This window comes from Rhodococcus cerastii, assembly GCF_033042195.1.
In the GTDB taxonomy this organism is placed as follows: domain Bacteria; phylum Actinomycetota; class Actinomycetes; order Mycobacteriales; family Mycobacteriaceae; genus Rhodococcoides.
In genome coordinates this window covers 296,231-321,155 of the sequence record NZ_JAWLKF010000001.1, presented here as the reverse complement: position 1 = coordinate 321,155, position 24,925 = coordinate 296,231, and the positions used below count along the sequence as shown (strand labels likewise).

Annotated in this window: 22 protein-coding genes; 5 read left to right on the top strand and 17 right to left on the bottom strand. The window is 66.3% G+C overall.

Annotation, left to right across the window (positions count from 1 at the left end; all coding sequences use genetic code 11):
• Nucleotides 1-14 precede the first annotated feature (14 nt).
• The gene (locus R3P93_RS01295; RefSeq protein WP_317532253.1) at nt 15-1,391 is read left to right on the top strand and encodes a PspC domain-containing protein; all 1,377 of its coding nucleotides are present in this window, start codon (nt 15-17) and stop codon (nt 1,389-1,391) included.
• Entirely contained in the window at nt 1,388-1,648 is a 261-nt protein-coding gene (locus tag R3P93_RS01290) for a hypothetical protein (protein ID WP_373454814.1), read from the top strand. The genes R3P93_RS01295 and R3P93_RS01290 overlap by 4 nt, the downstream gene beginning before the upstream one ends.
• Before the next feature lie 5 nt (nt 1,649-1,653).
• On the opposite strand, the gene guaA is transcribed toward R3P93_RS01290, so the two are convergent.
• The 4 genes from guaA to guaB all read right to left on the bottom strand — a co-directional run bounded on the left by guaA (nt 1,654) and on the right by guaB (nt 7,935).
• Nucleotides 1,654-3,243 carry a glutamine-hydrolyzing GMP synthase gene (guaA, locus tag R3P93_RS01285; RefSeq protein ID WP_032397497.1) on the bottom strand — a complete coding sequence of 530 codons (1,590 nt, stop codon included), beginning with the start codon at nt 3,241-3,243 and terminating at the stop codon, nt 1,654-1,656.
• 30 nt (nt 3,244-3,273) lie between these two features.
• On the bottom strand, nt 3,274-5,028 hold the full coding sequence (locus tag R3P93_RS01280) for a GMC family oxidoreductase (RefSeq protein WP_317532252.1): 1,755 nt from the start codon (nt 5,026-5,028) through the stop codon (nt 3,274-3,276).
• 187 nt (nt 5,029-5,215) lie between these two features.
• Nucleotides 5,216-6,355, bottom strand: coding sequence for a GuaB3 family IMP dehydrogenase-related protein (locus tag R3P93_RS01275; protein WP_037188243.1), 1,140 nt, complete (start codon nt 6,353-6,355; stop codon nt 5,216-5,218).
• 56 nt (nt 6,356-6,411) lie between these two features.
• On the bottom strand, nt 6,412-7,935 hold the full coding sequence (gene guaB, locus R3P93_RS01270) for an IMP dehydrogenase (RefSeq protein WP_317532251.1): 1,524 nt from the start codon (nt 7,933-7,935) through the stop codon (nt 6,412-6,414).
• Nucleotides 7,936-8,234: 299 nt separating this feature from the next.
• Between guaB and R3P93_RS01265 the strand changes: the two genes are divergently transcribed.
• Nucleotides 8,235-8,639: a DUF5319 domain-containing protein gene (locus R3P93_RS01265; protein WP_317532250.1), complete on the top strand. Its 405-nt coding sequence runs from the start codon at nt 8,235-8,237 to the stop codon at nt 8,637-8,639.
• An 81-nt stretch (nt 8,640-8,720) separates the two neighbouring features.
• On the opposite strand, the gene R3P93_RS01260 is transcribed toward R3P93_RS01265, so the two are convergent.
• The 3 genes from R3P93_RS01260 to R3P93_RS01250 form a co-directional block, all read right to left on the bottom strand.
• Nucleotides 8,721-9,737: an anti-sigma-D factor RsdA gene (locus tag R3P93_RS01260; RefSeq protein ID WP_317532249.1), complete on the bottom strand. Its 1,017-nt coding sequence runs from the start codon at nt 9,735-9,737 to the stop codon at nt 8,721-8,723.
• On the bottom strand, nt 9,730-10,308 hold the full coding sequence (locus R3P93_RS01255) for a sigma-70 family RNA polymerase sigma factor (protein ID WP_032397500.1): 579 nt from the start codon (nt 10,306-10,308) through the stop codon (nt 9,730-9,732). Before R3P93_RS01255 ends, R3P93_RS01260 begins: the two co-directional genes overlap by 8 nt.
• Nucleotides 10,309-10,444: 136 nt before the next feature.
• Complete coding sequence (locus tag R3P93_RS01250; protein WP_317532248.1) at nt 10,445-11,272, bottom strand: hypothetical protein; 828 nt, start codon at nt 11,270-11,272, stop codon at nt 10,445-10,447.
• 719 nt (nt 11,273-11,991) lie between these two features.
• Here R3P93_RS01250 and R3P93_RS01245 point away from each other — a divergent pair.
• Nucleotides 11,992-12,285 (top strand): WhiB family transcriptional regulator, encoded by a 294-nt coding sequence (locus tag R3P93_RS01245; RefSeq protein WP_027496361.1) that lies wholly within the window; start codon nt 11,992-11,994, stop codon nt 12,283-12,285.
• Between the two features lie 65 nt (nt 12,286-12,350).
• Here R3P93_RS01245 and groL read toward each other — a convergent pair whose 3' ends face one another.
• Together groL and groES are read right to left on the bottom strand one after the other, a co-directional pair.
• Nucleotides 12,351-13,964 carry a chaperonin GroEL gene (gene groL, locus R3P93_RS01240; protein ID WP_094639155.1) on the bottom strand — a complete coding sequence of 538 codons (1,614 nt, stop codon included), beginning with the start codon at nt 13,962-13,964 and terminating at the stop codon, nt 12,351-12,353.
• Between the two features lie 98 nt (nt 13,965-14,062).
• Nucleotides 14,063-14,362, bottom strand: a complete 300-nt coding sequence (groES, locus tag R3P93_RS01235; RefSeq protein WP_008718149.1) for a co-chaperone GroES — start codon at nt 14,360-14,362, stop codon at nt 14,063-14,065.
• A 520-nt stretch (nt 14,363-14,882) separates the two neighbouring features.
• Here groES and R3P93_RS01230 point away from each other — a divergent pair.
• On the top strand, nt 14,883-16,547 hold the full coding sequence (locus tag R3P93_RS01230; RefSeq protein ID WP_317532247.1) for an Hsp70 family protein: 1,665 nt from the start codon (nt 14,883-14,885) through the stop codon (nt 16,545-16,547).
• Here the strand turns inward: R3P93_RS01230 and tsaD are convergent.
• The 8 genes from tsaD to glmS form a co-directional block, all read right to left on the bottom strand.
• Entirely contained in the window at nt 16,532-17,569 is a 1,038-nt protein-coding gene (gene tsaD, locus R3P93_RS01225; protein ID WP_317532246.1) for a tRNA (adenosine(37)-N6)-threonylcarbamoyltransferase complex transferase subunit TsaD, read from the bottom strand. The genes R3P93_RS01230 and tsaD overlap by 16 nt on opposite strands.
• Complete coding sequence (rimI, locus tag R3P93_RS01220) at nt 17,566-18,057, bottom strand: ribosomal protein S18-alanine N-acetyltransferase (RefSeq protein ID WP_317532245.1); 492 nt, start codon at nt 18,055-18,057, stop codon at nt 17,566-17,568. The genes tsaD and rimI overlap by 4 nt, the downstream gene beginning before the upstream one ends.
• Nucleotides 18,054-18,725 carry a tRNA (adenosine(37)-N6)-threonylcarbamoyltransferase complex dimerization subunit type 1 TsaB gene (gene tsaB / locus R3P93_RS01215; protein ID WP_269594419.1) on the bottom strand — a complete coding sequence of 224 codons (672 nt, stop codon included), beginning with the start codon at nt 18,723-18,725 and terminating at the stop codon, nt 18,054-18,056. The genes rimI and tsaB overlap by 4 nt, the downstream gene beginning before the upstream one ends.
• Nucleotides 18,726-18,789: 64 nt before the next feature.
• On the bottom strand, nt 18,790-19,293 hold the full coding sequence (gene tsaE / locus R3P93_RS01210; RefSeq protein ID WP_317532244.1) for a tRNA (adenosine(37)-N6)-threonylcarbamoyltransferase complex ATPase subunit type 1 TsaE: 504 nt from the start codon (nt 19,291-19,293) through the stop codon (nt 18,790-18,792).
• Nucleotides 19,286-20,305, bottom strand: a complete 1,020-nt coding sequence (locus tag R3P93_RS01205; protein WP_068051296.1) for an alpha/beta fold hydrolase — start codon at nt 20,303-20,305, stop codon at nt 19,286-19,288. Before R3P93_RS01205 ends, tsaE begins: the two co-directional genes overlap by 8 nt.
• A 3-nt stretch (nt 20,306-20,308) precedes the next feature.
• The gene (alr, locus tag R3P93_RS01200) at nt 20,309-21,511 is read right to left on the bottom strand and encodes an alanine racemase (protein WP_394855235.1); all 1,203 of its coding nucleotides are present in this window, start codon (nt 21,509-21,511) and stop codon (nt 20,309-20,311) included.
• An 80-nt stretch (nt 21,512-21,591) separates the two neighbouring features.
• Nucleotides 21,592-23,025 carry an NAD(P)H-hydrate dehydratase gene (locus R3P93_RS01195; RefSeq protein ID WP_149405356.1) on the bottom strand — a complete coding sequence of 478 codons (1,434 nt, stop codon included), beginning with the start codon at nt 23,023-23,025 and terminating at the stop codon, nt 21,592-21,594.
• An 8-nt stretch (nt 23,026-23,033) separates the two neighbouring features.
• On the bottom strand, nt 23,034-24,896 hold the full coding sequence (gene glmS / locus R3P93_RS01190; RefSeq protein ID WP_068051303.1) for a glutamine--fructose-6-phosphate transaminase (isomerizing): 1,863 nt from the start codon (nt 24,894-24,896) through the stop codon (nt 23,034-23,036).
• Between the last annotated feature and the right edge of the window lie 29 nt (nt 24,897-24,925).

The following is a 24,925-nucleotide window of genomic DNA, read 5'->3' as shown; positions in this document are numbered from 1 at the left end:
CCACGATGATTGGCATGAGCAACGTGACCGTCTCGGATCAACTTCAGCAGATGTGGCGCACCCGTCCGCACCGCTTGCCGCAACGCGGGCATGTGGCGGGTGTTGCGGCCGGTATCGGCTACCGCTACGACGTCGACCCCGTTCTGATTCGGATCGCGTTCGTCGTCTCCACCTTGTTCGGCGGTACCGGCATCGTGCTGTATCTGGCGGGGTGGCTGGTACTCAACCGCGCCGGTGACACGGCGTCGGGTGCGGAGTCGCTGGTCGGGCGTGGGAACAGCTCCGATTCGACGACCAAGATGGTGGTCGTGGCAGTGGCCTTGGTCATCGCGGTGTCGACCATCGGCCCGGTAGGTGTCGGGCTCGGCGGTTCGGGGCTGATCTCACTGGTGGCCATGCTCGGTGGACTGTGGCTGCTGCACCAACGGTGCCCGGAGCCACCGCCGTACATGCGGACGGCGGAGTTCTCCCGTAATCGCTACGTTCCGACGCCTTTCGGCTCGCCCAGCACGTCGGCCGAGCAGTGGACGGCCGCGCAGTATCGTCCGCCACAGTTCCAGCACGAGCGCTACACCCCGTACACGACCCTGCCGAAAAGCTACGTTCCGACGGCGAAGCCCGTCGAGCACAGTGGGATCGACGCCGACGCGCACACCGTGAACCTGAGCAAGTCGACCGCATCCGCCGAGAAGCCGGCCGACCTGCACACCGACATGCCGACCGTGACTCCCCCGTCGTGGGATCCGCTCGGTGTGGCCCCGTTCGCCTGGGATCTTCCCGAACCGACAGGCACCTTTCCGCCTGCGGCGATCGAACGCAAGCGCCGATCACGTTGGACGGCAAGCTTTCTCGGCCTGGCTCTGCTCGCTGCCGCAGTCACCGCGGCAGTCGGTTCGGCTACCGGCGGAGACTGGGCATCACCGGGCCGTGTCGGTGCCGTCGCTCTGGCAATCATCTCCGTGGGACTCGTATTGGGCGCGTTCCTACGCAAGGGCTACGGACTGCTGGTGGTCGCAGCACCATTGGCCGGCTTCGTCGTTCTGGCGTCGGCGGTCGGTCCGGTGGACCTGAACAACAGAGTGTCGGGGAATCAGACGATCGCCCCACTCACCGCCGCCGAGCTCGACCCCTCCTACGACGTCGGGGCCGGCGAGCTGAACCTCGACCTCACCGGCCTCGAACTCGCCGAAGACCACACAGTCGAGATCGATGTGGCGCTGGGCAGCGCGTCGGTCACCGTGCCCGCTTCGATGAACGTGATCGTGGAGTGCGAGGCGGCGATCGGTCAGTGCCCCACCGAGACACGCTTCGGCCCTGGCACCACCGATACTCCGGTTCTGACGATCGTCGGCGATCTGGCACTCGGCGAACTGAAGGTGGAGAACCCGTGAAGAAGAACAAGACCGACCGCATCGGACTCGACCACGGCAGCGCCGATTCCGACACCGAGGATCACACCTCTGGCCGACGCGGCCCCTCGGCACTGTTGCTCCTCGCCGGCCTCGCTGCCATGGTCGTCTCGGTCGCAGCACTCATCGGCCGAGATGCGATCGCGGCACTGGGCGACGTCCAGTTCCGCTGGGTGTTCGTCGTCGCCGCGGTGGTCGTTGGCTTCGCGCTTCTACTGGGCCCCAGCAGGAAGAACTGACGCCGTCACTCCCACTCGATGGTGCCCGGCGGCTTGCTGGTGACGTCGAGAACGACTCGGTTGACCTCCGGAACCTCGTTGGTCACCCGAGTCGAGATCGTTTCCAACACGTCGTACGGCAGCCTGGTCCAGTCCGCCGTCATCGCGTCCTCGCTCGAGACCGGCCGCAGCACGATCGGGTGCCCGTAGGTACGGCCGTCGCCCTGCACTCCCACGCTACGCACGTCGGCCAACAGCACCACCGGGCACTGCCAGATCTGCTGATCCAAGCCCGCGACCGTAAGTTCTTCTCGGACAATCGAATCGGCATGGCGGAGCGTGTTCAGACGGTCGCGGGTGATCTCACCGACGATGCGGATCGCCAGGCCGGGTCCGGGGAACGGCTGCCTGCCGACGATGTCCTCGGGCAATCCCAGTTCGCGTCCGACCGCACGCACCTCGTCCTTGAACAGTGCACGCAGCGGCTCGACCAGGGCGAACTGCAGATCGTCCGGCAGTCCGCCGACGTTGTGGTGACTCTTGATGTTCGCGGTACCGGACCCGCCCCCGGACTCGACGACATCCGGGTACAACGTGCCCTGCACCAGGAACTCGACGGCGTCGCCGTGCTCGGCGTTCTCGCCCAGCACCTCGGCCACGGCACCCTCGAAGCTCCGGATGAACTCGCGGCCGATGATCTTGCGCTTCTCCTCCGGGTCGGAGACGCCCTCGAGCGCGCCGAGGAAGGTGTCGACCGCATCGACCGTGACGAGCTTGGCTCCGGTCGCGGCCACGAAGTCCTGCTGCACCTGCTCACGCTCGCCGGCGCGCAGCAGTCCGTGGTCGACGAAGACACAGGTCAGACGGTCACCGATGGCCCGCTGCACCAGTGCCGCCGCCACGGCGGAGTCGACGCCGCCCGAGAGGCCACAGATGGCCTTGCCCGTGGGGCCCACCTGCTCCTGCACTGCGTCGACCAGAGCGTCGGCGATATTGGCCGCAGTCCAGTCCGGGGCGATGCCAGCCGTTTCGTGCAGGAATCGGCTGAGCACCTGCTGCCCGTGCGGGGAGTGCAGAACCTCGGGGTGATACTGCACGCCCGCCATGCGCTTGCCCTCGTTCTCGAAGGCAGCCACCGGCGCACCTGCGCTGGTGGCCGTGACGGTGAAGCCTTCCGGGGCCGCGGTGACCGCGTCACCGTGACTCATCCAGACCGGCTGCGTTGCGGGCAGACCGTCGTGCAGACGACCGCCGTCCACGCTGAGCTGAGTGCGACCGTACTCCCGCGTTCCGGTGTGTTCGACGGTTCCGCCGAGGGCCTGGGCCATGGCCTGGAATCCGTAGCAGATGCCGAACACGGGGATGCCGAGGTCGAGGAGAGCGGAGTCGAGCTCGGGCGCGCCCTCGGCGTAGACGCTGGAGGGTCCGCCGGAAAGCACAAGCGCGACAGGGTCCTTCGCTGCGATCTCCTCGGCCGTCGCGGTATGCGAGATCACCTCGGAGTACACGTTGGCCTCGCGCACACGGCGGGCGATCAACTGCGCGTACTGGGCGCCGAAATCGACGACGAGAACCGGGCGTGCGTGTGCGGGATCGTGTGCAGAGGAGTCGGTCACCGGGTCAGTCTAGTGGGACTGTTCCAGCACTCATGCAACACCCGAATGCTCGACGGGCATCGCCGAGGAACCCGACCGAATCTCCACGATCGGCAGTCGCAGACCACCCGGAGCATCCACCGGGACGACCGGAGAGTTCGGGGCGATCGGATCGAGACGCTGGTACGGCAGCCCCTGTGCCGGACGGAGATCCAGCTCGCCCTTGTTCGGCCACAGTGCGGCGGAACGCTCGGCCTGCGCGCTGATGGTCAACGACGGGTTCACTCCGAGGTTGGCCGATACGGCGGCCCCGTCGACCACGCTGAGCGTCGGGTAGCCGTGGACGCGGTGGTACGGATCGATGACACCGTGCTCGGCATCCGAGGCGATGGCACACCCACCGAGGAAGTGGGCCGTGAGCGGGATGTTGAACAATTCTCCCCAGGTACCGCCCGCGACGCCGCCGATCTTCTTCGCGATGCGTCGGGTGGCGTCGTTGCCCTCGGGGATCCACGTCGGGTTGGGCTGGCCGTGCCCCTGCTTGCTCGAGATCTTCCGGCCGAAGGCACCACGCTTGGTGAACGTGGTGATCGAATTGTCGAGGTTCTGCATCACCAGCGCGATGATGGTGCGCTCGCTCCAGTGCCGGACGTTGACGACGCGCAGGAACTGAATCGGGTGGGCGATCAGCGCGAACACGAACTTGAGCCACCGCGGCACTCGTCCGCCGCCGTCGGTCATCAGGGTCTGCAGCATGCCCATCGCGTTCGAGCCCTTGCCGTAGCGGCACGGTTCGATGTGGGTGTTGGGGCTGGGATGGAACGAGGACGTGATCGCGACTCCGCGGGTGAGGTCCATGTTCGGATCGACCGCCAGCTTGGCCGCTCCGACGATCGACTCGGAGTTGGTGCGTGTCAGCTCCCCGAGCGTGTCCGACAGACGGGGCAGCGCGCCGGTGTCCTTCATCTTGTGCAGCAGGTTCTGCGTGCCCCAGGTGCCGGCCGCCAGCACGACGTTGGCTGCGCTGTAGGTCTTGCGCCCCTTGCGCAGCCGAGCGCCGGTGCGTTCGGTGTCGACGTCCCAGGTGCCGTCGGATCGCGGAACGAGACCGGTGACGGTCGTCATCGGCACGATCTCGGCTCCCGCGCGCTCGGCCAGGCCGAGGTAGTTCTTCAGCAGGGTGTTCTTGGCTCCGTGGCGGCAACCGGTCATGCACTCGCCGCACTCGATACATCCGGTGCGTTCGGGACCTGCGCCGCCGAAGTACGGGTCCGGGACGGTCTTGCCGGGCTCGTCTCCGAAGAACACGCCCACCGGGGTCTGGATGAAGGTGTCGGCAACGCCCATGTCCTCGGCAACCGACTTCATCACCTCGTCGGCGGGGGTCATGTGCGGGTTGCGCACGACGCCGAGCATGCGGGTGGCCTGGTCGTAGAACGGGGAGAGTTCACTGCTCCAGTCGGTGATGTGCGCCCACTGCTTGTCCTCGAAGAACGGTGCCTGAGGCTTGTAGAGGGTGTTCGCGTAGTTCAGCGAACCGCCGCCGACTCCGGCACCGGCGAGGATGAGGCAGTCGCGCAGCAGGTGCACGCGCTGGATGCCGTAGAGGCCGAGCTTCGGTGCCCACAGGAAACGCTTGAGGTCCCAGCTGTTCTTCGCGAAGCCCTTGTCCTCGAAGCGCTGCCCGGCTTCCAGGATGCCGACGCGGTATCCCTTCTCCACCAGGCGCAGCGCGGTGACACTTCCGCCGAAGCCCGAACCGACGATCAAGACGTCGTAATCCGTGGCGCGAACAGCTGAACCCATGGTGACCTCCGCTACATCCGATGCTGTCGAACAGTATGCACACCCCCATGTGACTACCGCCACAAGCGATTCTAGCTGTTACGAGAGGTATCACCAACCCAGGGTCGACTTACGTGGACGCCATGCAGCAGAAAGGGCGCGCACCCCCCCGTGCGGGAGGAGTACGCGCCCTTTGGAACAGACGTCGTCAGGCCCTGACGTTCAGGCCCACCTTCTGGAATTCCTTGAGATCGGAGTATCCGGACTTCGCCATCGACCGACGCAGTCCGCCGACGAGGTTGATCGAGCCGTACGACTCACGCGACGGTCCGTTGAGCACCTGATCCAGGCTCGGACGGTCCCCCGCCGACATCGGCAGCAGCGCACCGCGCGGCATGGACGGATGCGCCGCGGCGGACGGCCAGTACCAACCTCCGCCGGGAGCCTCGGCAGCGACGGCCAGCGGAGCACCGAGAACCGCAGCATCGGCCCCGCAGGCGATGGCCTTGGCGAGCGCACCGGAGGTGGTGATGTCGCCGTCGGCGATGACGTGCACGTAGCGCCCGCCGGTTTCGTCCAGGTAGTCCCGACGCGCCGCGGCCGCATCGGCGATGGCGGTGGCCATCGGAACGCCGATACCGAGCACCTCACCGGTGGTCGTGCCACCTTCGACCGAGCCGTAACCGACGATGACGCCTGCCGCACCGGTACGCATCAGGTGCAGTGCGGTGCGGTGATCGCTCACGCCGCCGGCGATGACGGGAACGTCGAGTTCCGCGATGAAGGTCTTGAGGTTGAGCGGCTCGTCCTCGCCGTGTGCCACGTGCTCGGCGGAGATGATCGTGCCCTGGATGACCAGCAGATCGAGGCCCGATGCAACGAGGGCAGGGGTGAGCGAGCGAGCGTTCTGGGGGCTCACCCGAACGGCGACGGTCACCCCGGAGTCACGGACCTGACCGACCGCTGCGGCCAGCAGATCCGGCCGGAGCGGTGCGGCGTGCAGTTCCTGCAGGAAGGCGATCGGCGCGTCGGGATCGAGATCGGTCTCGGCGATGTGGATCAGCTGATCGATCTTGGCCTGCACGTCCGAGTGGCGCGCCCACAGCCCTTCACCGTTGATGACCCCCAGCCCACCCTGTCGACCCAGCTCGATCGCGAACTCGGGCGAGACCAGAGCATCGGTCGGATGCGCGAGGAGGGGAATGTCGAAGCGGTACGCGTCGAGCTGCCATGCCGTCGACACCTCCTTCGACGACCGGGTACGACGGGACGGCACGATGTCGATGTCGTCCAGCTGGTAGGTGCGGCGGGCTTCTCTGCCCATGCCGATTTCAACGAGGTCGCGCACGCGCGCACCTTTCTACTTCGGGAGCGAATCGAATCGGCCCAAACAGGCCGAAGCGACTATCGGGTGGTGTAGTTCGGGGCCTCTGCGGTCATCGTGATGTCGTGGGGGTGGCTCTCCTTGAGCCCGGCCGCCGTGATCTGTACGAACTGAGCCTTCTGCAGGTCCTCGATCGAGGTGGACCCGGTGTACCCCATCGCAGCGCGCAGACCACCGGTGAGCTGGTGGATGACCTGGTTCAACGGTCCGCGGTACGGGACGCGACCCTCGATGCCCTCGGGCACCAACTTGTCCTCGGCCAACACGTCGTCCTGGAAGTAGCGGTCCTTGGAGAACGACTTCGCTCCCCCGCGTCCCTGCATCGCGCCGAGCGAACCCATTCCGCGGTAGCTCTTGAACTGCTTGCCGCCCACCAGGATCAGCTCACCCGGAGACTCTGCGGTTCCGGCCAGCAACGATCCGAGCATGGCGGTCGAGGCACCGGCGGCGAGAGCCTTGGCGATGTCACCGGAGAACTGCATACCGCCGTCGGCGATGACCGGCACACCGTGCGGCTTGCACGCGGCCACGGCTTCGAGAATGGCGGTGATCTGCGGAGCACCGACACCTGCGACCACACGGGTGGTGCAGATCGATCCCGGTCCGACTCCCACCTTCACCGCATCCGCGCCTGCCTCGACGAGAGCGAGTGCGCCCGCACGGGTGGCAACGTTGCCGCCGACGACCTGAACGCGGTCGCCCACCTCCGCCTTGAGCTTGCTGACCATCTCGAGCACCTGCGAATTGTGGCCGTGCGCGGTGTCGACGATGACGACGTCCACTCCGGCGTCGGTCAATGCCATCGACCGAGACCAGGCATCCTGCCCGACGCCCACAGCGGCACCGACCAGCAGTCGACCGTCACGGTCCTTGGTGGCATCGGGGTGCTGCTCGGTCTTGACGAAGTCCTTCACGGTGATCAGGCCGGTCAGCGCGCCTTTGCCGTCCACGATCGGCAGCTTCTCGATCTTGTGACGGCGCAGCAGGCCGAGCGCAGCTTCCGCAGTCACGCCCTCCTGAGCGGTGATCAACGGGGCCTTGGTCATCACGTCGGCGACGCGGCGATTCTGATCGACCTCGAATCGCATGTCGCGGTTGGTGATGATACCGACCAGCGCGCCGGTCTCGTCCGTGACGGGAAGACCGGAGATACGGAAGCGCGCACACATGGCGTCGACCTCGGCCAACGAGTCGGTGGGCTTGCAGGTGACGGGGTCGGTGACCATCCCGGCCTCCGAACGCTTGACCGTCTCGACCTGGGACGCCTGATCCTGCAGTGACAGGTTGCGGTGCAACACGCCCATACCGCCTGCGCGGGCCATGGCGATGGCCATCCGGGCCTCGGTGACGGTGTCCATGGCCGAGCTGACCAGCGGCACTCGCAAGCGGATCTCGCGGGTGATCTGGCTGGACGTATCGACCGAGCTGGGAATCAGATCCGAAGCGGCCGGCAGCAGCAGGACGTCGTCGAACGTGAGGCCGAGCATTGCGACCTTGTTGGGATCGTCGCCGCCTGTGCGGACGTGGGCTCCGGGACTACTCATGCGAATCTGGCCCTCCCTAGAGCCTGGTTGCACTTCGGCGCGGCGTGCGGCCGGTGAGAGCTCGCAGGCGCACCGCAGTGCGGGATTGGAGAACGGATGGAGTTTCGGCACTTGCACTCATCTGTTCAGCGCCGTGAACCATGGTATCGGCTAGGGCACAACCAGTGCGAATGCGTCTCGCTGTCAGTGGCTTGCGAGCCCCGAAACGACGGTCCTCGGCGTTGTCGGTGGCGCATACGTCCGGCATGTCGCGTTCGAACGGCTGGCGCAGACCCACCAGTCCTGCGTACCGTGGAGGCGTGCGCGATCAACTGCCTCCCGGTCTACCCCCGGATCCGTTCGCCGGAGACCCAGCCGACCCGTCGGCCGCCCTCGACGCCATCGAGCCAGGCCAGCCCCTCGATCCTCAGGAGCGATTGGCCGTCGAAGAGGACTTGGCGGACCTGGCCGTATACGAGGCTCTCCTGGGCCACCGCGGCATCCGCGGTCTCGTCGTGTGCTGCGAGGACTGCCAGCAGGACCACTACCACGACTGGGACATGCTGCGCGCGAATCTGCTCCAGCTGCTCGTCGACGGCACCGTCCGGCCGCACGAGCCTGCCTACGACCCCGTACCGGACGCCTACGTGACCTGGGACTACTGCCGAGGCTTCGCCGACGCTTCGATGAACGACGCGCTGCACGGCGACGGATTCGACAACTGACCTCCGACACTCCGCAACGAAGAAGCCCGACACGATGATCGTGTCGGGCTTCTTCGTGTCCGGTGAAGGATCGAGAACCTGTCAGCTGCCGCCGGAGGGAACCGACATACGGTCGCGGTTCTCCGAGGAGCTGCTGCCTCCGGCGGTTGCCGTCGGCTGATCGGGCTCTTGCAGCACCGTCGGTGTGACGTCGGTGGTCGTTGTCGGACTCGGCGTCGTCGTCGTGGGCGGAACCTCGGGCGTCGTCGTTGCCGGAGCCGGAGTGCTCGGCACACCCGTGGTATCGGGCGTTACCTGATCCACCGGTGCCGGTGGCACGAAGACCTCCGGGCTGGGGAGCGGAGCCGGAACGACCGGAACCGGGGGCGGGACAGGCGCGGGCACCGTCAGTGCCTGCAACTCCTGCAGCAGACGTGCCAGCCACTGGTCGAGCTCGGCGCGCTGACCGTCGTCGAGAACAGCGGAACTGCTGTTCGACGCACCGTCGAGGAGTGCGCGAGCGGCAGTAGTGTCCCCCGAGGACAGGAGATTCTCCGCCTCTTGCAACTTCGACGTCGTATCGATCTGAGCGACAGTCGAATCCGCCTGCTCCGAGAAGACGACCGATTTGACGCTCCACAACGGATCGTCCGGCGTCGAGTTGTACGAGATGACCACCAGACCACCCATCACGACGGCGATCGCGGCTGCGGCACCGGCGATGGGACGCAGCAGACGCATGCGTCCACCGCGGTTGGCCGAGCTCGAGCGCGCCATGTCGGCGGCGAGCTTCTCGCGTTCGACGGAGGCGACGACCACGTCGAGGGAGGGTCCGGCCGGCATGGCCGGCGTGATCACGTCTGCTCGCCAATTGGCCAACAGAAGGGCGAGTTGGTACTCGTCTGCGTCATCGGTGGCAATCGGTCCGTCGCCACTGATCGCGTCGATGAACGCATCGTCACGACGTACGGCGACGAGGTCCACAGGACCACCGTCTGCGCCGATGTCGGCATAGGGATCGTTCTGCTTCGGTCCAGTGGAGTTCACGTGCTCACCGATACGCGAGATTCCGCGACGCGGCGTCTCACCGGGGCCACCGTGACCATTGTCCCTAGCCATACATTTCACCTGCTCTCACAACTTCGTTCTTAAGTTTTGCGATAGCTCGGTGCTGAGCCACGCGGATAGCGCCTGCAGTGCTGCCGACGGCGGCTGCTGTTTCCTCGGCCGACAGTCCGACGATGAGTCGGAGCACCAGAATCTCGCGGTGCTTGGCAGGCAAGGTGTCCAGCAGTGCAGTCATCTGTCGACTCGACTCGGATTCGAGAGCGCGCTGCTCCGGTCCGTGCTCCATCGACACGACATCTGGTACTTCGGCGGCCGGGTCCGATTTGTTACGCGAGGCACTGCGATGGGCGTCGGCGACCTTGTGAGCCGCGATGCCGTACACGAATGCCATGAACGGACGACCTTGATCCTGGTATCGCGGCAAGGCGGTCATGACTGCCAAACAGACCTCCTGCGCCACGTCGTCGGCCGAAAGCTGACCGCGCTCAGCCGAACCGACCCGTGCTCGGCAGTACCGAACGACGAGTGGTCGGATGAATTCCAAGACCCGGGACAGAGCCAGTCGATCGCCTTGCGCTGCGGCAACGACGAAAGAGTCCAACTCCTCACCCGCACTGTTCATCGTCGACAAATTTCCCCGCGTTACAGGTACGCACCCGCCTGGGAGCGCTTCCACGTGGTGGTGGAACGAGACCAAGGATAGCGACACCACCCGGCCACAACCGAACCGATCGGTCCGCCTTCGACCCAGGTCCTGGTCAACCGACCGTCGAACCACCCAGGCGATCGATGGCGGCGGCCAGGTCGGCGGACGAGGCCATCCCGGCGTCGACCCCGCCTGTTCCTTCGCAGAGCATCGTGGCGGCCCAGCGCAGGGGCAGCAGCCCGGCCATCTCCGCAGCGCAGGCCACCTGAACGGCCGACTCACGAGCACGACCGGTCTCACCGACACAGCTCAGCGCCGCCGCAGCCACCAGGTCGGTCTTGACGATGTGGCGTAACGAATCGGCATCGTTGGCGAGAGCCCGAGCGGTCTCGGCGTGTCGGACCGCCCCTGGGCCGTCGCCGCGCATCATCGCCAGCTCGGCCGCTACCCACGACGCCCGTAGTGCCGGACGCCACAGCCCCTGACCGGCGGGGTCCTGCCGCTGCTCGGCACTGCGGGCCACCAGGGTGTCCGCGAGGCCGAAACGTCCGATTCCCAACGCATCTGCGGCCAGGCCGGTCAGCGCATCGCTCCGGGCCTCCACCGAGTCCGTCGATCTCGGCGGTCCCCCGAGTCCGACGAGAAGGACCGCGATGCCGTCCCAGCGGCGGGCTCGCTCGTGTTCGCCCACCTGACGCAACCACGACGCCGTGGTCGACGCGTGCAGCGACCGAAGCTCCGCGCTGCGGGGTCGATACCGCCGAAGCTCGACTCCGGCTGCGCTGTACCGGCCCTGCCCTGCCAACGCGACACTGCGAAACCAGCTCTCTCGCGGATCGGTGGCTGCAGGCAGCGGGAATCGGCCGGGGTTGCCGCCGAATGCGGCGTCGAAGAGTTCGGACTGCGTCGCGGTGAACAGCGAGCTCTGCTCTGAAGGCACGGAGGCAAGGGTAGGGCCATCGCCGATGACGAACGGCGTCCGAGTCCTACCGATACGACGCGGCGCAATTGCGTGAGGCGAATTCACTGTCGGTCCGAAAAGGGACAACAACGCGTCGTTTCGCGCGCAGAGAATGCAGTTTTCAAGGAATTAACAATGTGAACACAGCCGACTCGAAGACGAGAATCTGAACGCTGTGTGGCGAATAGGTTAATCGGCGCAGTCGGTCACACGATCGGCAAGCGATGCGCCGCACGCCGTCCGTTCGCCCCTTCGGGTCCCGGACGGCGCTCCGCGCAATCGCGTCGGACACCTCGCGCGGCCTCGACCGAATGGATCGACGCCTCACCCGACGCGTGCCACGGAGCGGCCCGAAGCACCAACGAAACGCCTGTGAACAGGGAAAACATCAACTACGTCATGCCGGTCGCATCGAGCGATCACATTGACGACCGACGCCGGACGACTGAGCTCCGCGACTTCGCTTCGACAGCCGGAATGCCGATGCCCTTCCCATCGTCTCCCGTGTCGACGGATTCTTCAACAGGAAGGACACGCACGCGGGTGAGTCGAAGTAAATATCGCCCGTGTTAATTCTTTGCCCCATAACTATGCATTTGCACACGACAGAGAACTATTGACTCGATTTCGTCGATCCACATAACGTTGTCGGCATTCGGATCACGAATCCGAGAAGCCACACCACCCTAGGAGTTTCCATGCCGCAGCCGAATCACCTCCCTGGGCCGAACGCCGACATTTGGGATTGGCAGATGCACGGCCTGTGCCGTGGCGTCGATTCGTCCATGTTCTTCCACCCGGACGGCGAGCGGGGCCGGGCACGAGCACAGCGCGAGATGCGGGCGAAGGAAATGTGCCGTAGTTGCCCCGTCCTCGCCCAGTGCCGTACACACGCCCTCAACGTCAGCGAGCCCTACGGGATCTGGGGCGGAATGTCGGAGACCGAGCGAGAACTGCACGCTCGTCACAATCGCCGCCGCATTGCGGTGTAATCACCCGAACACACGAGAAAGCCCCCAACCCGAAAGGGTTGGGGGCTTTCTCGTGTCATCGAACGTCAGTGAGCGTGTCCGTGCCCGGCAGAAGGCTCGGGGGCCTCTTCCGGCTTCTCCACGATCGCGCTCTCGGTCGTCAGGATCATGCGTGCAACCGACGCGGCATTGACCACAGCGGAGCGCGTCACCTTGACCGGATCGACGACGCCATCGGCCAACAGGTCGCCGTACGTCAGGGTCGCGGCGTTGAATCCGTGTCCCTTCGGCAGTTCTGCCACCTTGCTGACGACGACGGAACCGTCGATGCCCGCGTTGGAGGCGATCCAGAACAGCGGTGCGTTGAGTGCGTTGCGCACCACGGCCACACCGGTGGCTTCGTCGCCGGTCAGGCCGAGGTCGTCGGCCAGAGCCAACGCTGCCTGAGTCAGAGCCGAACCGCCGCCGGGGACGATGCCCTCTTCGACGGCGGCCTTGGCCGCAGCCACAGCGTCGTCGACGCGGAACTTGCGCTCCTTGAGCTCGGTCTCGGTGGCAGCGCCGACCTTGATGACCGCGATGCCGCCCGAGAGCTTCGCCAGACGCTCTTCGAGCTTCTCGCGATCCCACTCGGAGTCGGTGTTCTCGATCTCACGGCGGAGCTGACCGACGCGCGCGTCGATGTCGTCCTGCGTGCCCGCACCGTCGACGATGGTCGTGTCGTCCTTGGTGACGACGACGCGACGAGCGCGACCGAGCAGCTCGAGCCCGGCTTCCTTCAGGCTCAGACCCACATCGGCGGTGATGACCTGGCCGGCCGTCACGACCGCGAGATCGTCGAGGAACGCCTTGCGACGATCACCGAAGAACGGTGCCTTGACCGCCACGGCCTTGATCGTCTTGCGGATGGAGTTGACTACCAGCGTCGAGAGAACTTCACCTTCGGTGTCCTCGGCGATGATGAGCAACGGCTTGCCGCTCTCGGCAACCTTCTCCAGCAGAGGCAGAAAGTCCGGAAGCGAGGTGATCTTCTCGCGGTACAGCAGGACGTACGCGTCCTCGAGAACTGCTTCCTGCGCGTCGACGTCGGTGACGAAGTACGGCGAGAGGTAGCCCTTGTCGAACTGCACGCCTTCGGTGACCGAGAGCTCGGTGAGCAGCGTCGAGGACTCCTCGACGGTGACGACACCGTCCGCGCCGACGCGGGTGAGCGCCTCACCGACGAGTTCGCCGATCTCGGGGTCACGCGAGGACACGGTGGCGACCTGAGCGATCGCCTGCTTGCCCTCGACCGGGGTTGCGGCGGCGAGCAGAGCCTCGGCGACCTTGTCGGCCGCCTTGGAGATGCCGGTGCCGAGCGCGATCGGGTTGGCACCTGCGGCGATGTTCTTCAGACCGCCGCGCACGAGCGCCTGCGCGAGGACCGTCGCGGTGGTGGTTCCGTCGCCTGCGACGTCGTTGGTTTTGGTGGCGACGCTCTTGACCAGCTGCGCGCCGAGGTTCTCGAACGGATCTTCCAGGTCGATCTCACGAGCGATCGAGACGCCGTCGTTCGTGACGGTCGGACCGCCGAATGCCTTGGACAGGACGACGTGGCGTCCCCGCGGCCCGAGCGTCACCTTGACGGCGTCGGCCAGCTTGTCGACGCCGCGTTCGAGTGCGCGGCGCGCTTCCTCGTTGAATTGGATTTGCTTTGCCATGTTTCGGTGTTACTCCTTCGAGTAAAGAAACTCGATCGAACGCACACCGCCCCGGGACCGACACGAAAATCGGATACCGGGGCGGGATGCGTTGTGGCCTACTTGGCGATGACAGCCAGCACGTCGCGTGCCGACAGAATCAGGTACTCCTCGCCGGCGTACTTGATCTCGGTGCCGCCGTACTTGCTGTAGATGACGGTGTCACCTTCTTTGACGTCGACCGGGATGCGGTTGCCCTTCTCGGTGACACGGCCTTCGCCTACGGCGACGACGGTGCCCTCCTGGGGCTTCTCCTTGGCTGTGTCGGGGATGACCAGACCGGAGGCGGTCGTCGTCTCGGCCTCGTTGGCCTGGACGAGGATCTTGTCCTCGAGCGGCTTGATTTTCACGCTCGCCACGTTGAGCCCTCCAAAGTTATGGGGTACGCGCCCGGGGTCGGATCCCCGGACAGCTGTGTGTAAGTACTTCTCCTGCGGTTCTGACAATCACGGCCTGAACTCGTTCCCGTCGTCGCGGGTGCCGGGACTTCGCTCGGTGCCAACTAGCACTCTATACACGAGAGTGCCAGCACTCAAGGGCTGGGTTCGCCAGGTTCGTGACGCGTGGGTCGCGCGGGTGCGCACGCGCCCTCCTGCACCACCACAAAGATCCGAAAACGGGCGAATCAGGACCCGAAACGCCGAACACCGGAGTCTTTTCCCGCTGTTTTACCGGCGTCCGCGAAGCCATCGAAGACCAGGTAGGAGGCTATGAACTCTCACCGAAGAACCTACCGAGCGGCATATTACGCTCGCGATGAGGCACGAAGTAACGTTACGATAACGGAGCTGTCCGAGCGATAACGGTCGACAGCCGTGCCGCGACATGGCACACAGAACAGTCGATTCCGGACAGGTACACAGGGGCGGGAGGTGCAGCATGCGAGTAGGCGTGGGTATATCCACCGGATCCGAGGTCGTGTGCGCAGCCCTCGTCACCGTCGACACCGACGGTAGTCGCACGGTCGAGTACCGCACCGTATCCGCCGATCGCCAAGCGAACACCGACATCGGCGATCTGGTCACCTCGGCCATCGAGCTGATGGCCTCGCTGATTCCCGGTCACCGGTCCCCCGACGCGATCGCCGTCACCTACCGCACCGAGGAGCACGCTGCAGGTATTCGTGCAGCGCTGGCCCACACCACCCGCGATGTTCGACTGGTACCCGAGTCCGCTGCCGCGTCCGCGCATCTGGCGACCACCGGCCTGATCGATCGATACGACACGATCGCGCTGGTCGATCTCGGTGCCTCGGGCATGTCGGTCACCGTCACCGATCGGACCACCGACAAGGTACTGGCGCACGGCCGATCGGACGCCGTCGGCGGCGACGCCATCAACGTGCTCGTCAGGAACCTCGTGCAGGACATGACCCGTGACAACCTTCGGGACGACATCCGCGACGACCGCGGAATCGGGTCCGCGCGGTACCGATCGGTCAAGGAACAGCTGTCCCACTCGGACGAAGTCAGCATCGCGCGTTACAGCGGAATTCCGCTGACGGTCACCCGGGACGCGTTCGACACCGCCGCGACCCCGATCTTCGGCACCGCCGCCGAGTTCGTACGAGGAGTGTTCGACGAGAGCACTCACGAACCCGAGGTCATCGTGCTGATCGGTGGAGGGGCGCACATCCCCCTGCTCGCCGCCACGCTCACCGACATGTTCCACGCCCCGGTCGTTCGAATGTCCGAGCCCGACGCGGTTCTTGCCGTCGGCGCCGCCTCCGATGCTGCGTCGGCCGACGGCGGCGGCTACCAACTCGTCTCGGCCACGCGCAACACCGCGACCCGGATGAGCCGATACTCCGGTGCGATCGCGGCCGCCGTCGTCGCGGGTGGTCTCGTTCTCGCCTACGGCGTGCAGACGATGACGCCTGCCGACGATGCCAGCGTCTCTCCGGCCGGAAGTACCGCGCGATCCGCGACCGAATCCAGCGATACCGGTACGCCGGCCACCGGGGGGTACTCCCCCGACGAGGATCAGACGACAGCAGGACGCACCCCCGGGGATCGATCCGACCCCACGGCGACCTCGGTCGACGCCACCGGATCGTCGGCGCGGTTCACCACGACCGCTCCGCCGACCAGTACCCCGACGCTGCGTCCCGCACCGGACCTCCCGCGGATCGACTGGCCGATCGACCCCACCACGAACCCGGCGTCCCCCGATGCCACCACCGGGATCCCGATCGAGCCGCCGACCTCGGTCACCACGACTCCGGTTCGACCCTCCGAACCGATCGAGTCCTCGGACCCGAGCGATACGACCGAGATCGTTCCCGGCCCGACGCCCGAGCCCACTACCGAGGTCACACCCGAGTTCACTCCGGTGCCGACCGAGTCGATCACCGTGCCGACCACCGATGTCAGCGGTTCGGAACCCACCCCGGAACTGACGGCACCACCGACGGTATGGTCGCCGCCGGTCGCAGCTCCCGCGGCGTCCGGATCCCCGACCGATCCACTGTCGGCAGCCGAGCCGTCGGCTCCGCGTTCGTCCGAGACCACAGCCGCAACGCAGGACGCTCAGCCGGGCACCTGACTGGTCGCGACCGAGAGGCCGGGGTCGGTCACAGCGGTCAACGCCGACGGCTCGGCTCCGCCCGCAACGAGGTGGGCACCCAGTGCAGCGATCATCACGCCGTTGTCGGTGCACAGTCGCGGCTTCGGAATTCTCAGCGTCAAACCCTGCTCTGCACAACGACTTTCGGTCAGCGAACGAATGCGAGAGTTGGCGGTGGCACCCCCACCCAGCACGATCGTGTCGACATCGACGTCGGTTGCCGCGCGAACGGCCTTCATCGTCAGGACATCGGCGACGGATTCCTGGAAGGACGCCGCGATGTCTGCGACAGGAATCGGATCTCCCGCACGTTGCCTGGCCTCGACGAATCGAGCGACGGCCGTCTTGACCCCGGAGAAGGAGAAATCGTAACGGGCATCGCGTGGGCCGGTCATGCCTCGGGGAAACGCGATCGCAGCCGGATCACCGTCGCGCGCAGCATCATCGAGTGCCGGGCCACCCGGATACCCCAACCCGAGGAGCCGCGCAACCTTGTCGAAGGCCTCCCCCGCTGCGTCGTCGACCGTGGTCCCGAGCTCGGCGATCGGCCGGGACAGATCGTCGACGTGCAGCAGATGAGTGTGACCTCCGGACACCAACAGCGCCACGCACGACGGCATCGGGCCGTGCTCGAGAGTATCGACCGCGACGTGGCCACCGAGATGGTTCACCGCATAGAAGGGCACGCCCCAGGCCGCGGCGTACGCCTTCGCAGCGGCAACCCCGACCAGCAACGCCCCGGCCAGCCCCGGCCCGATCGTCACCGCGACGGCGTCGGGACGCTCGATGTCCGCGGCCGCCAGAGCCCGCCGCATGGTCGGCACGATCGCTTCGAGATGTGCGCGCGACGCCACCTCGGGCACCACTCCGCCGTACCGCGCGTGTTCGTCGACGCTGGAGGCGACCTCGTCGGCCATCAGCTCGCACGTCCCTGCCCCGCCCCAGCGGACGATCCCGACTCCTGTTTCGTCGCAGGAACTTTCGATACCCATGACGATCATCGGGCTGATCCTTTCGTCTTCTGGGGCCGGCGCATGGTGAAGGCGTCGGCCCCGCTCGGCTGGTAGTACCCGGCCCTGGTGCCCACGATCTCGAACCCTTCACGTCGGTACAGCTCGATGGCGGGCTCGTTGTCGGTGCGCACCTCGAGAAAGACCGGCCCACCGTGCTCGTCGGCCACGCGCAGCAGTTCGTCCAGCAAACGCCCGCCGATTCCCCTGCGGTGATGCGACGGATCGACTCCGATGGTGTGCACCTCGGACTCACCGACGACGAACGCTCCGCGGCTCGGCTGCCCCAGCAGCGAGATGCCTGCGTAGCCGACGACCTCATCGTTCTCTCGCGCGGTGACGTAATGATTGTGTGGCGCGGCCAATTCCGCGATGAATGCATCCTCGGCCCACGGGTCGTCACCCGGGAACAGCAGGGTCTCGAGATACGCGCACCGAGCAGCATCCGCCGCCGTCATCGACTCGATCGACACGGTCACTTCAGAGCCTTCGCTGCGGCACGCTCGTCGAGCGTCTTGGCGTCGGGGCGGCGCAGATACAACGGCACGAGCGGGCCGGGGACGATCCCGCTGCCGATATCGGCGGCGGCCACCGCGACCAGTCCGGCCGGAGACGGTGCCTGCACATCACGAATCGGAAGCTCGAATGCCGCCGCATGCGGTGCCGATCCGGCGACCGAATCGACCCCGACACGGTCCAGTTCGGCCGGGGCCACAACGTCGGGTCCCGCGACTCGCACTCCCGCTTCGTAACGCGCCCAATAGATTTCGCGTCGACGCGCATCGGTCACCACCAACAGGGACCCAGGTTCGGAGACATCAGAGGCAATGGCGTCGAGACTGCAGACGCCGAACACCGGAAGACCGAGTGCGTCACCGAAGGCCGCTGCCGTCGCCATTCCCACCCGTAAGCCGGTGTAGGGCCCTGGACCGACGCCGACGACGACGGCACCGAGATCGGCGGCGGTGATCTGCGCCTCGGACAGGCACTCGAGGATGTTGGGGGTGAGAATTTCTGCATGCGATCGCGCGTCCACCCGAACCCGCGTGGCGAGCGTCGTGGCCACTGCACCGACGGCGGACTCGGTCAGACTCACCACACCTGCGGTGACGGCGGGGGTCGAGGTGTCGACGGCAAGTACAAGCACGATGTTTCAGATTACCCGCACGCTCGCATGCCGACTCACTGCCGTCGTGCACAGCCGACCGGGCTCAGTGCTGCGGCGCGACCACCGGTTCCACGCGGCGTGCCGTCGCGCGTCGAACGTCGGAGTCCGGGTCACGCGTCAGACGAACCGACACATGGCCGTCAGACAGCTTCTCGACCAATCCCTCACCCCACTCGACCACGACCACGGCGTCCGTGAGGTCGGTGTCGAGGTCGAGGGCATCGAGTTCGTCGAGCGCCGACTGCCCCGTCATCCCCAGCCGATACGCATCGACGTGGACGAGCGCAACCGGCGGCAGACCATGGGGCCGCGAACCGGCCCGGTGCTCACGGGCGATCACGAACGTCGGCGAGGTGACGCGGCCCTGCACACCGAGTCCGGCCGCAATCCCCTTCGTCATGGCTGTCTTTCCGGCCCCGAGCGGGCCGTCGAGAATCACCAGATCGCCGGCGACCAGAACGTCCGCAAGCCGTGCACCGAACTCGGCAGTGTCTGCGGCAGTGGCCAATTCGACGTCCACCGGCAAGATCAGCGGCTCGTCAGACAACGCCCCACCGCCGCTTCTTGCCCGCGGCCTCCGTTGCCCGTGCCACGAGGCGCGCGATCGCACCGTTGACCTGTTCCGGAAATTCGAGTTGAACCAGGTGCCCGCCCTGGCGCACACGCACCATCTCCGAACGCGGCAGGGCCTGAGCCAGAGCCTCCGAGCTCGCGAACGGAATGATCCAATCCTCGTCGCCACACACGACCGATACCGGAATGTTCTCGAATTCCAGCAAGGCCTCGGACTCGTCGTGCAACTCGAGCGTCTCGAGGAAATTGACGATCGTGACGACGGACGTGTCGTCGATCATCGACTGGGAGAACGCCACCAGTCGTGGGGACACCCTGGTGCCGTAGGACGCCGCGCGCAGTACCGGTGAGATGAGTGCGCGCACAGCTCCGCGACCGAACTGCACGAAGCCGGGCGACGTCCGCACCGCGAGCCGGAACGCGTCGACCGCCGGATTCTGCAGACTACGACCTACCCCGGATTGCGCGAGACCGGCAGCTGTCGTCGAGATCAGGACTGCGCCGATCACTCGCTGACGCAGCACGTCCGCTCGTTGCCGCGCCATGGACAGGATCGACATTCCGCCCATCGAGTGCCCCACCAGAACGATGCGGCCCTTGGGTACCACCGAGCGAATCACCGCATCGAGATCGAGGCCGAGTTGACCGATGGTGCAACTCTCCGGGCTCGGTACTCCCGACCGCCCGTGACCGCGCTGGTCGTAGAAGACCATGCGGACCGTCGAACCCCATTGCTGTTCGAGTGCACGCCGTTGGAAATGCCACGACGACGTGCGAAGGCAGTAACCGTGTACGAATACGACGGTCAGTTCGGCATCCGACGGACCGACTTCGCGAACCGCGAGCGGCACGCCGTCGTCCGCGGTGACGATACTGCCTCGGTCGGCATCCATCAGGTCGAGATTCTCGGTGGCCAGCGGATCCTTGTTGGACCGGAACGCCGTCTCGCGCACCACAATTGCAATACTCTGCAGCAATCCGAGCATGATCTATTTCGTCGCCTCCCCTGAGTGCGCGGCGACGAACCGTCGTCGAACACGTCCACGAATGCCGGTGACGACCTCGTAGCTGATTGTGTCGAGCGCATCCGCCAAATCCTGAGCGTGCGCTTCTCCCCTGTCCCCTGGCCCGAACAGTAGCGCCTCGTCGCCGACCGCGACACCCGAGCCGCCGCCACCGAGGTCGACGACGAATTGATCCATGCACACGCGCCCCACCGAGGGGTAGCGGCGACCTCCGATGGTCACCTCGAACCGCCCGCTGAGGCGGCGAACGACACCGTCTGCGTAACCGAGAGCGACAAGTGCGACCACGGTGTCTGCGGGAGCGGTCCAGGTGTAGCCGTAGGACACCGATTCACCTTCGCTCACCTTCTTGATGTTCGCCACCTGCGCCGACAGCGTCATGACCGGACGCAGCCCGAACGTTCCCAGCTCGGGCACCGGCGACAAGCCGTACAGAGCAATACCCGGGCGGACCATGTCGAAACCGAGATCGGGTCTGGTCAACGTGGCAGCCGAGTTGGACAGATGCACGACGGCGGGAGGTGTTCCGCGGCGGGTGGAGCGCCGCACCGCGTCTCGAAGCCGCTCCGCCTGGGCATCGTTGGCCGGATGACCCGGCTCGTCGGCGCATGCCAGGTGCGAGAACATTCCGATCAACCGAACGGTGCCCTCCGCGACGGCAACCGCCGTCGTGTCGAGGACGTCGTCGAGATCAGCTTCCGCGACCCCGTTGCGGTTGAGCCCGGTATCGATCTTGAGCGAGAGATCTGCGGTTCGGCCGACTCGACGCGCGGCGTCGACAACGGCATCGAGCTGGGCGGCCGTGGACACCGCGATCCCCACCTGCCCGGCGATTGCCGCAGCGAAGTCCGAATCCGTTCGATGCAACCACGCCAGCACCGGGACCGTGATTCCCGCTGCCCGGAGTTCGAGGGCCTCGCCGATCGTGGTGACGCCGAGCTCCTGCGCCCCCGCTGCCACTGCGGCGCGTGCGACTTCGACGGCACCGTGGTTGTATCCGTCGGCCTTCACGACCGCCATCACAGCGGCGTCCCCGGCGAACTGCTGCAACACGTGGACGTTGTGAGCCACTGCGTCGAGGTCGACGGACGCCACAGCGCCCGAACCCGTCCGAGGATCGGTCCTCTCGTCGTCGCAGCCGATAGTCACAACATTCGATAGTGCCATCCGGGCCGCCGATACGACGGATCAGGGTGCCACAACTCGTGACACACCTGGTGTCGGACGTGGGCCAAGCACGACCACGGTCACAGAGTGAGTGAGCGCACTGTTCGGATCGCGTCGGGAATGGCCTCACACAGCGGGCTCGCAGAAATGGGTGCTGCGAACTCTCCGCCCGAACCGTGAGCCGCACGTGCCGCGGCCAGGGCGTGGACCTTCGCTCCGCAGGCAGCCGCCGTGGACGGTGCCATTCCCGACGCGAGCAGGGCCCCGAGAATGCCCGACAGTACGTCGCCCGAGCCGGCCGTCGACGCGGCCGATCCTCCGGCATCGCTGACGAACGTGGTGCCGTCCGCATCGGCCACGATCGTCGCCCGTCCCTTGAGCAGAACGGTGACGCCCCAGCGCGCGGCGAGATCTCGAACCGATCCCACTCGGTCGGGTGCGGGGTCGGATCCGGTCAGGCGGGCGAATTCTCCGGCATGCGGGGTCAGCAGGGTCGGTGCGGCGCGTCCGGCAACCCAGCCTTCGTTCTGTGCGAGGACAGTGAGCGCATCCGCGTCGACGACCACCGGCAGGTCCGTGTCCAGAACTCGACGCACGATCTCCGCGGATTCCTCGTCGGTGCCGAAACCGGGACCGACCACCCACGCCTGCACCCTCCCAACCGTGTCGAGATCCGGGGCGGCAACGACCTCCGGATAGTGCGACACGACCTCTGCGCCTGCACTTCCCACGTAGCGGACCATCCCGGAGGTGGCCGCGACAGCCGCGCCCACGCAGAGCAGTGCGGCACCGGGGAACGTGGCGCTGCCGGCCAGGACACCCACCACGCCCTGCGAATACTTGTCGTCCGCGGCCGTGGGAATCGGCCACACCCGTCCTACGTCGGCCGGCTCGAGCGACGCCATCGCCGGCGCGGGCAGCTCGAGGCCGATGTCCACGAGTTCGATTCGGCCACAACGAGGTACGGCCAGTACATGCACAGGCTTGCGGGCTCCGAACGTCACCGTCACGTCGGCGGTCACGGCCGGCCCCGGTGCGGCACCGGTCTCCGCGTCGACTCCGCTGGGAATGTCCACGGCCACGATCGGTGCGGTGATCTGCTCGACCACCGCAGCCGCATCGGGCCGCAACGGACCCTTGCCGGAAATTCCCACAATGGCGTCGACCACGATGTCGGCAGGTCCGCACCGAGTCACCACTCGTCCGCCCGACGCTCGCAGGGCTGCAAGACCTTCGGCGTGCACCCGCGTCGGGTCGAGCAGAAGAGCCGACACCGAGACACCGCGGCGACGCAGATATGTCCCCGTCCACAGACCGTCGCCGCCGTTGTCGCCCGTGCCCACCAGAATCGTCACACGCCGTCCGGCGACGCCGCCCGTGCGCGCGGCCAGTTCGCCCGCCACGACGGTCGCCAAGCCGTACGCGGCGCGCCGCATGAGAACACCGTTGGGCAACGAGTTCAGCAGCGGCGCTTCCGCATTCCGGATCTGTTCGGGTGTGTAGTAACCGCGCATGCCGAGCGCTACTCGACGGTGACGGACTTGGCCAGGTTGCGCGGCTTGTCCACGTCGTAGCCGCGCGCCTGCGCGACCTCGGCGGCGAACACCTGCAGCGGAATCGTCGACAGAAGGGGTTGCAACAGCGTCGAGGCTGCCGGGATCTCGATGAGATCGTCGGCGAAAGGCCGTACGGCTTCGTCGCCTTCTTCGGCGATGACGACCGTTCGCGCACCACGAGCCTGAATCTCGCGAATGTTGCTCAGCATCTTCGAGTGCAACACCGCACGACCCTTCGGCGACGGCATCACGATGATCACCGGGACACCGTCCTCGATCAGCGCGATCGGTCCGTGCTTGAGCTCGCCCGCTGCGAATCCCTCCGCGTGCATGTACGCGAGTTCCTTGAGCTTGAGCGCGCCTTCGAGCGCAACCGGGTACCCGACGTGTCGGCCGAGGAACAGAATGGTCGTGGCCGTCGAGAGCTCTCGTGCGAGCGCCCGAACAGGTTCGACAGTCTCGAGCACCCGCTGCACCAACTCGGGCATCGCTTCGAGTTCGGCGAATTCACGCGCGACCTCGTCGGGATACTTGGTGCCGCGAGCCTGCGCCAACGCCAACCCGACCAGATAGTTCGCGGTCACCTGCGCGAGAAAGGCCTTGGTCGACGCGACGCCGATCTCCGGACCGGCACGCGTGTAGAGGACGGCGTCGGCCTCACGCGGAATCTGCGAGCCGTTGGTGTTGCACACCGCGAGAACCCGGGCCTTCTGATCCTTGGCGTGCCGAACCGCTTCGAGAGTGTCCGCAGTCTCGCCGGACTGCGAGATGGCGACGACCAGGGTCGATCGATCGAGTACCGGGTCGCGATAGCGGAATTCGCTGGCCAGTTCCACCTCGACCGGAAGCCGGGTCCAGTGCTCGATCGCGTACTTGGCGAGCAGGCCCGAGTGGTACGCGCTACCGCAGGCAACGACGAACACCTTGTCGACGTCGCGCAGTTCCTGATCGGACAGTCGCTGCTCGTCGAGCACGATTCGACCGTTGTCGAAGTGGCCGAGCAACGTGTCCGCCACTGCGGCGGGCTGCTCCTGGATCTCCTTGAGCATGAAGTAGTCGTGGCCGCCCTTCTCGGCGGCTGCCAGATCCCAATCGATTCGGAACGGACGCCCCTGCGCCTCGTTGCCCTCGAAATCGCTGATGTCGTAGCCGTCGGCGGTGATGACGACAACCTGGTCCTGGCCGAGTTCGACAGCGTTGCGAGTGTGCTCGATGAAGGCAGCGACGTCGGACCCGAGGAACATCTCGCCCTCGCCGACGCCGAGAACCAATGGCGTGGAGCGGCGCGCCGCGACGATCGTGTCCGCATGATCGGAATGGGTGAACACCAGGGTGAACGCACCTTCGAGACGACGCAGAACTGCTTTCGCGCTGGCCACGAAATCGCCCGCGGTCGGGCCATCGGCGTAGGCACGCGAGACCAGATGCACCGCGACCTCGGTGTCGGTATCGGAGAGGAACTCGATCCCGACCGCTTCCAGTTCGGCACGCAGCGGACCGAAGTTCTCGATGATGCCGTTGTGCACCACCGCGACCGTTCCGGACGCGTCCCGATGCGGATGGGCGTTGCGGTCGGTGGGACGGCCGTGTGTCGCCCACCTGGTGTGACCCATTCCGGTGGTGCCGACGAACGTATCGGTACCGATGTCGTCCAGTTCGGCTTCGAGATTCGCCAGTCGACCCGCCTTGCGCTCGACGGCTGTCGCTCCCGCACCGTCGAGAATGGCGATGCCCGCGGAGTCGTAACCCCGATATTCCATACGCCGAAGCGCCTCGACCACCACACCCAGAGCTGGGCGGTGGCCGACGTAACCCACGATTCCGCACATGGACAATCAGGGTACTCGGCGGGGCGCGC

Coding starts and splice junctions, on each gene's coding strand:
- R3P93_RS01295 (WP_317532253.1), top strand. CDS start 15: ATGAGCAACGTGACCGTCTCGGATCAACTTCAGCAGATGTGGCGCACC.
- R3P93_RS01280 (WP_317532252.1), bottom strand. CDS start 5,028: ATGGGTTCAGCTGTTCGCGCCACGGATTACGACGTCTTGATCGTCGGT.
- guaB (WP_317532251.1), bottom strand. CDS start 7,935: ATGAGTAGTCCCGGAGCCCACGTCCGCACAGGCGGCGACGATCCCAAC.
- R3P93_RS01260 (WP_317532249.1), bottom strand. CDS start 9,737: ATGGCTAGGGACAATGGTCACGGTGGCCCCGGTGAGACGCCGCGTCGC.
- R3P93_RS01255 (WP_032397500.1), bottom strand. CDS start 10,308: ATGAACAGTGCGGGTGAGGAGTTGGACTCTTTCGTCGTTGCCGCAGCG.
- R3P93_RS01245 (WP_027496361.1), top strand. CDS start 11,992: ATGCCGCAGCCGAATCACCTCCCTGGGCCGAACGCCGACATTTGGGAT.
- groL (WP_094639155.1), bottom strand. CDS start 13,964: ATGGCAAAGCAAATCCAATTCAACGAGGAAGCGCGCCGCGCACTCGAA.
- R3P93_RS01230 (WP_317532247.1), top strand. CDS start 14,883: ATGCGAGTAGGCGTGGGTATATCCACCGGATCCGAGGTCGTGTGCGCA.
- tsaD (WP_317532246.1), bottom strand. CDS start 17,569: ATGATCGTCATGGGTATCGAAAGTTCCTGCGACGAAACAGGAGTCGGG.
- R3P93_RS01205 (WP_068051296.1), bottom strand. CDS start 20,305: ATGCTCGGATTGCTGCAGAGTATTGCAATTGTGGTGCGCGAGACGGCG.
- alr (WP_394855235.1), bottom strand. CDS start 21,511: ATGGCACTATCGAATGTTGTGACTATCGGCTGCGACGACGAGAGGACC.
- R3P93_RS01195 (WP_149405356.1), bottom strand. CDS start 23,025: ATGCGCGGTTACTACACACCCGAACAGATCCGGAATGCGGAAGCGCCG.
- glmS (WP_068051303.1), bottom strand. CDS start 24,896: ATGTGCGGAATCGTGGGTTACGTCGGCCACCGCCCAGCTCTGGGTGTG.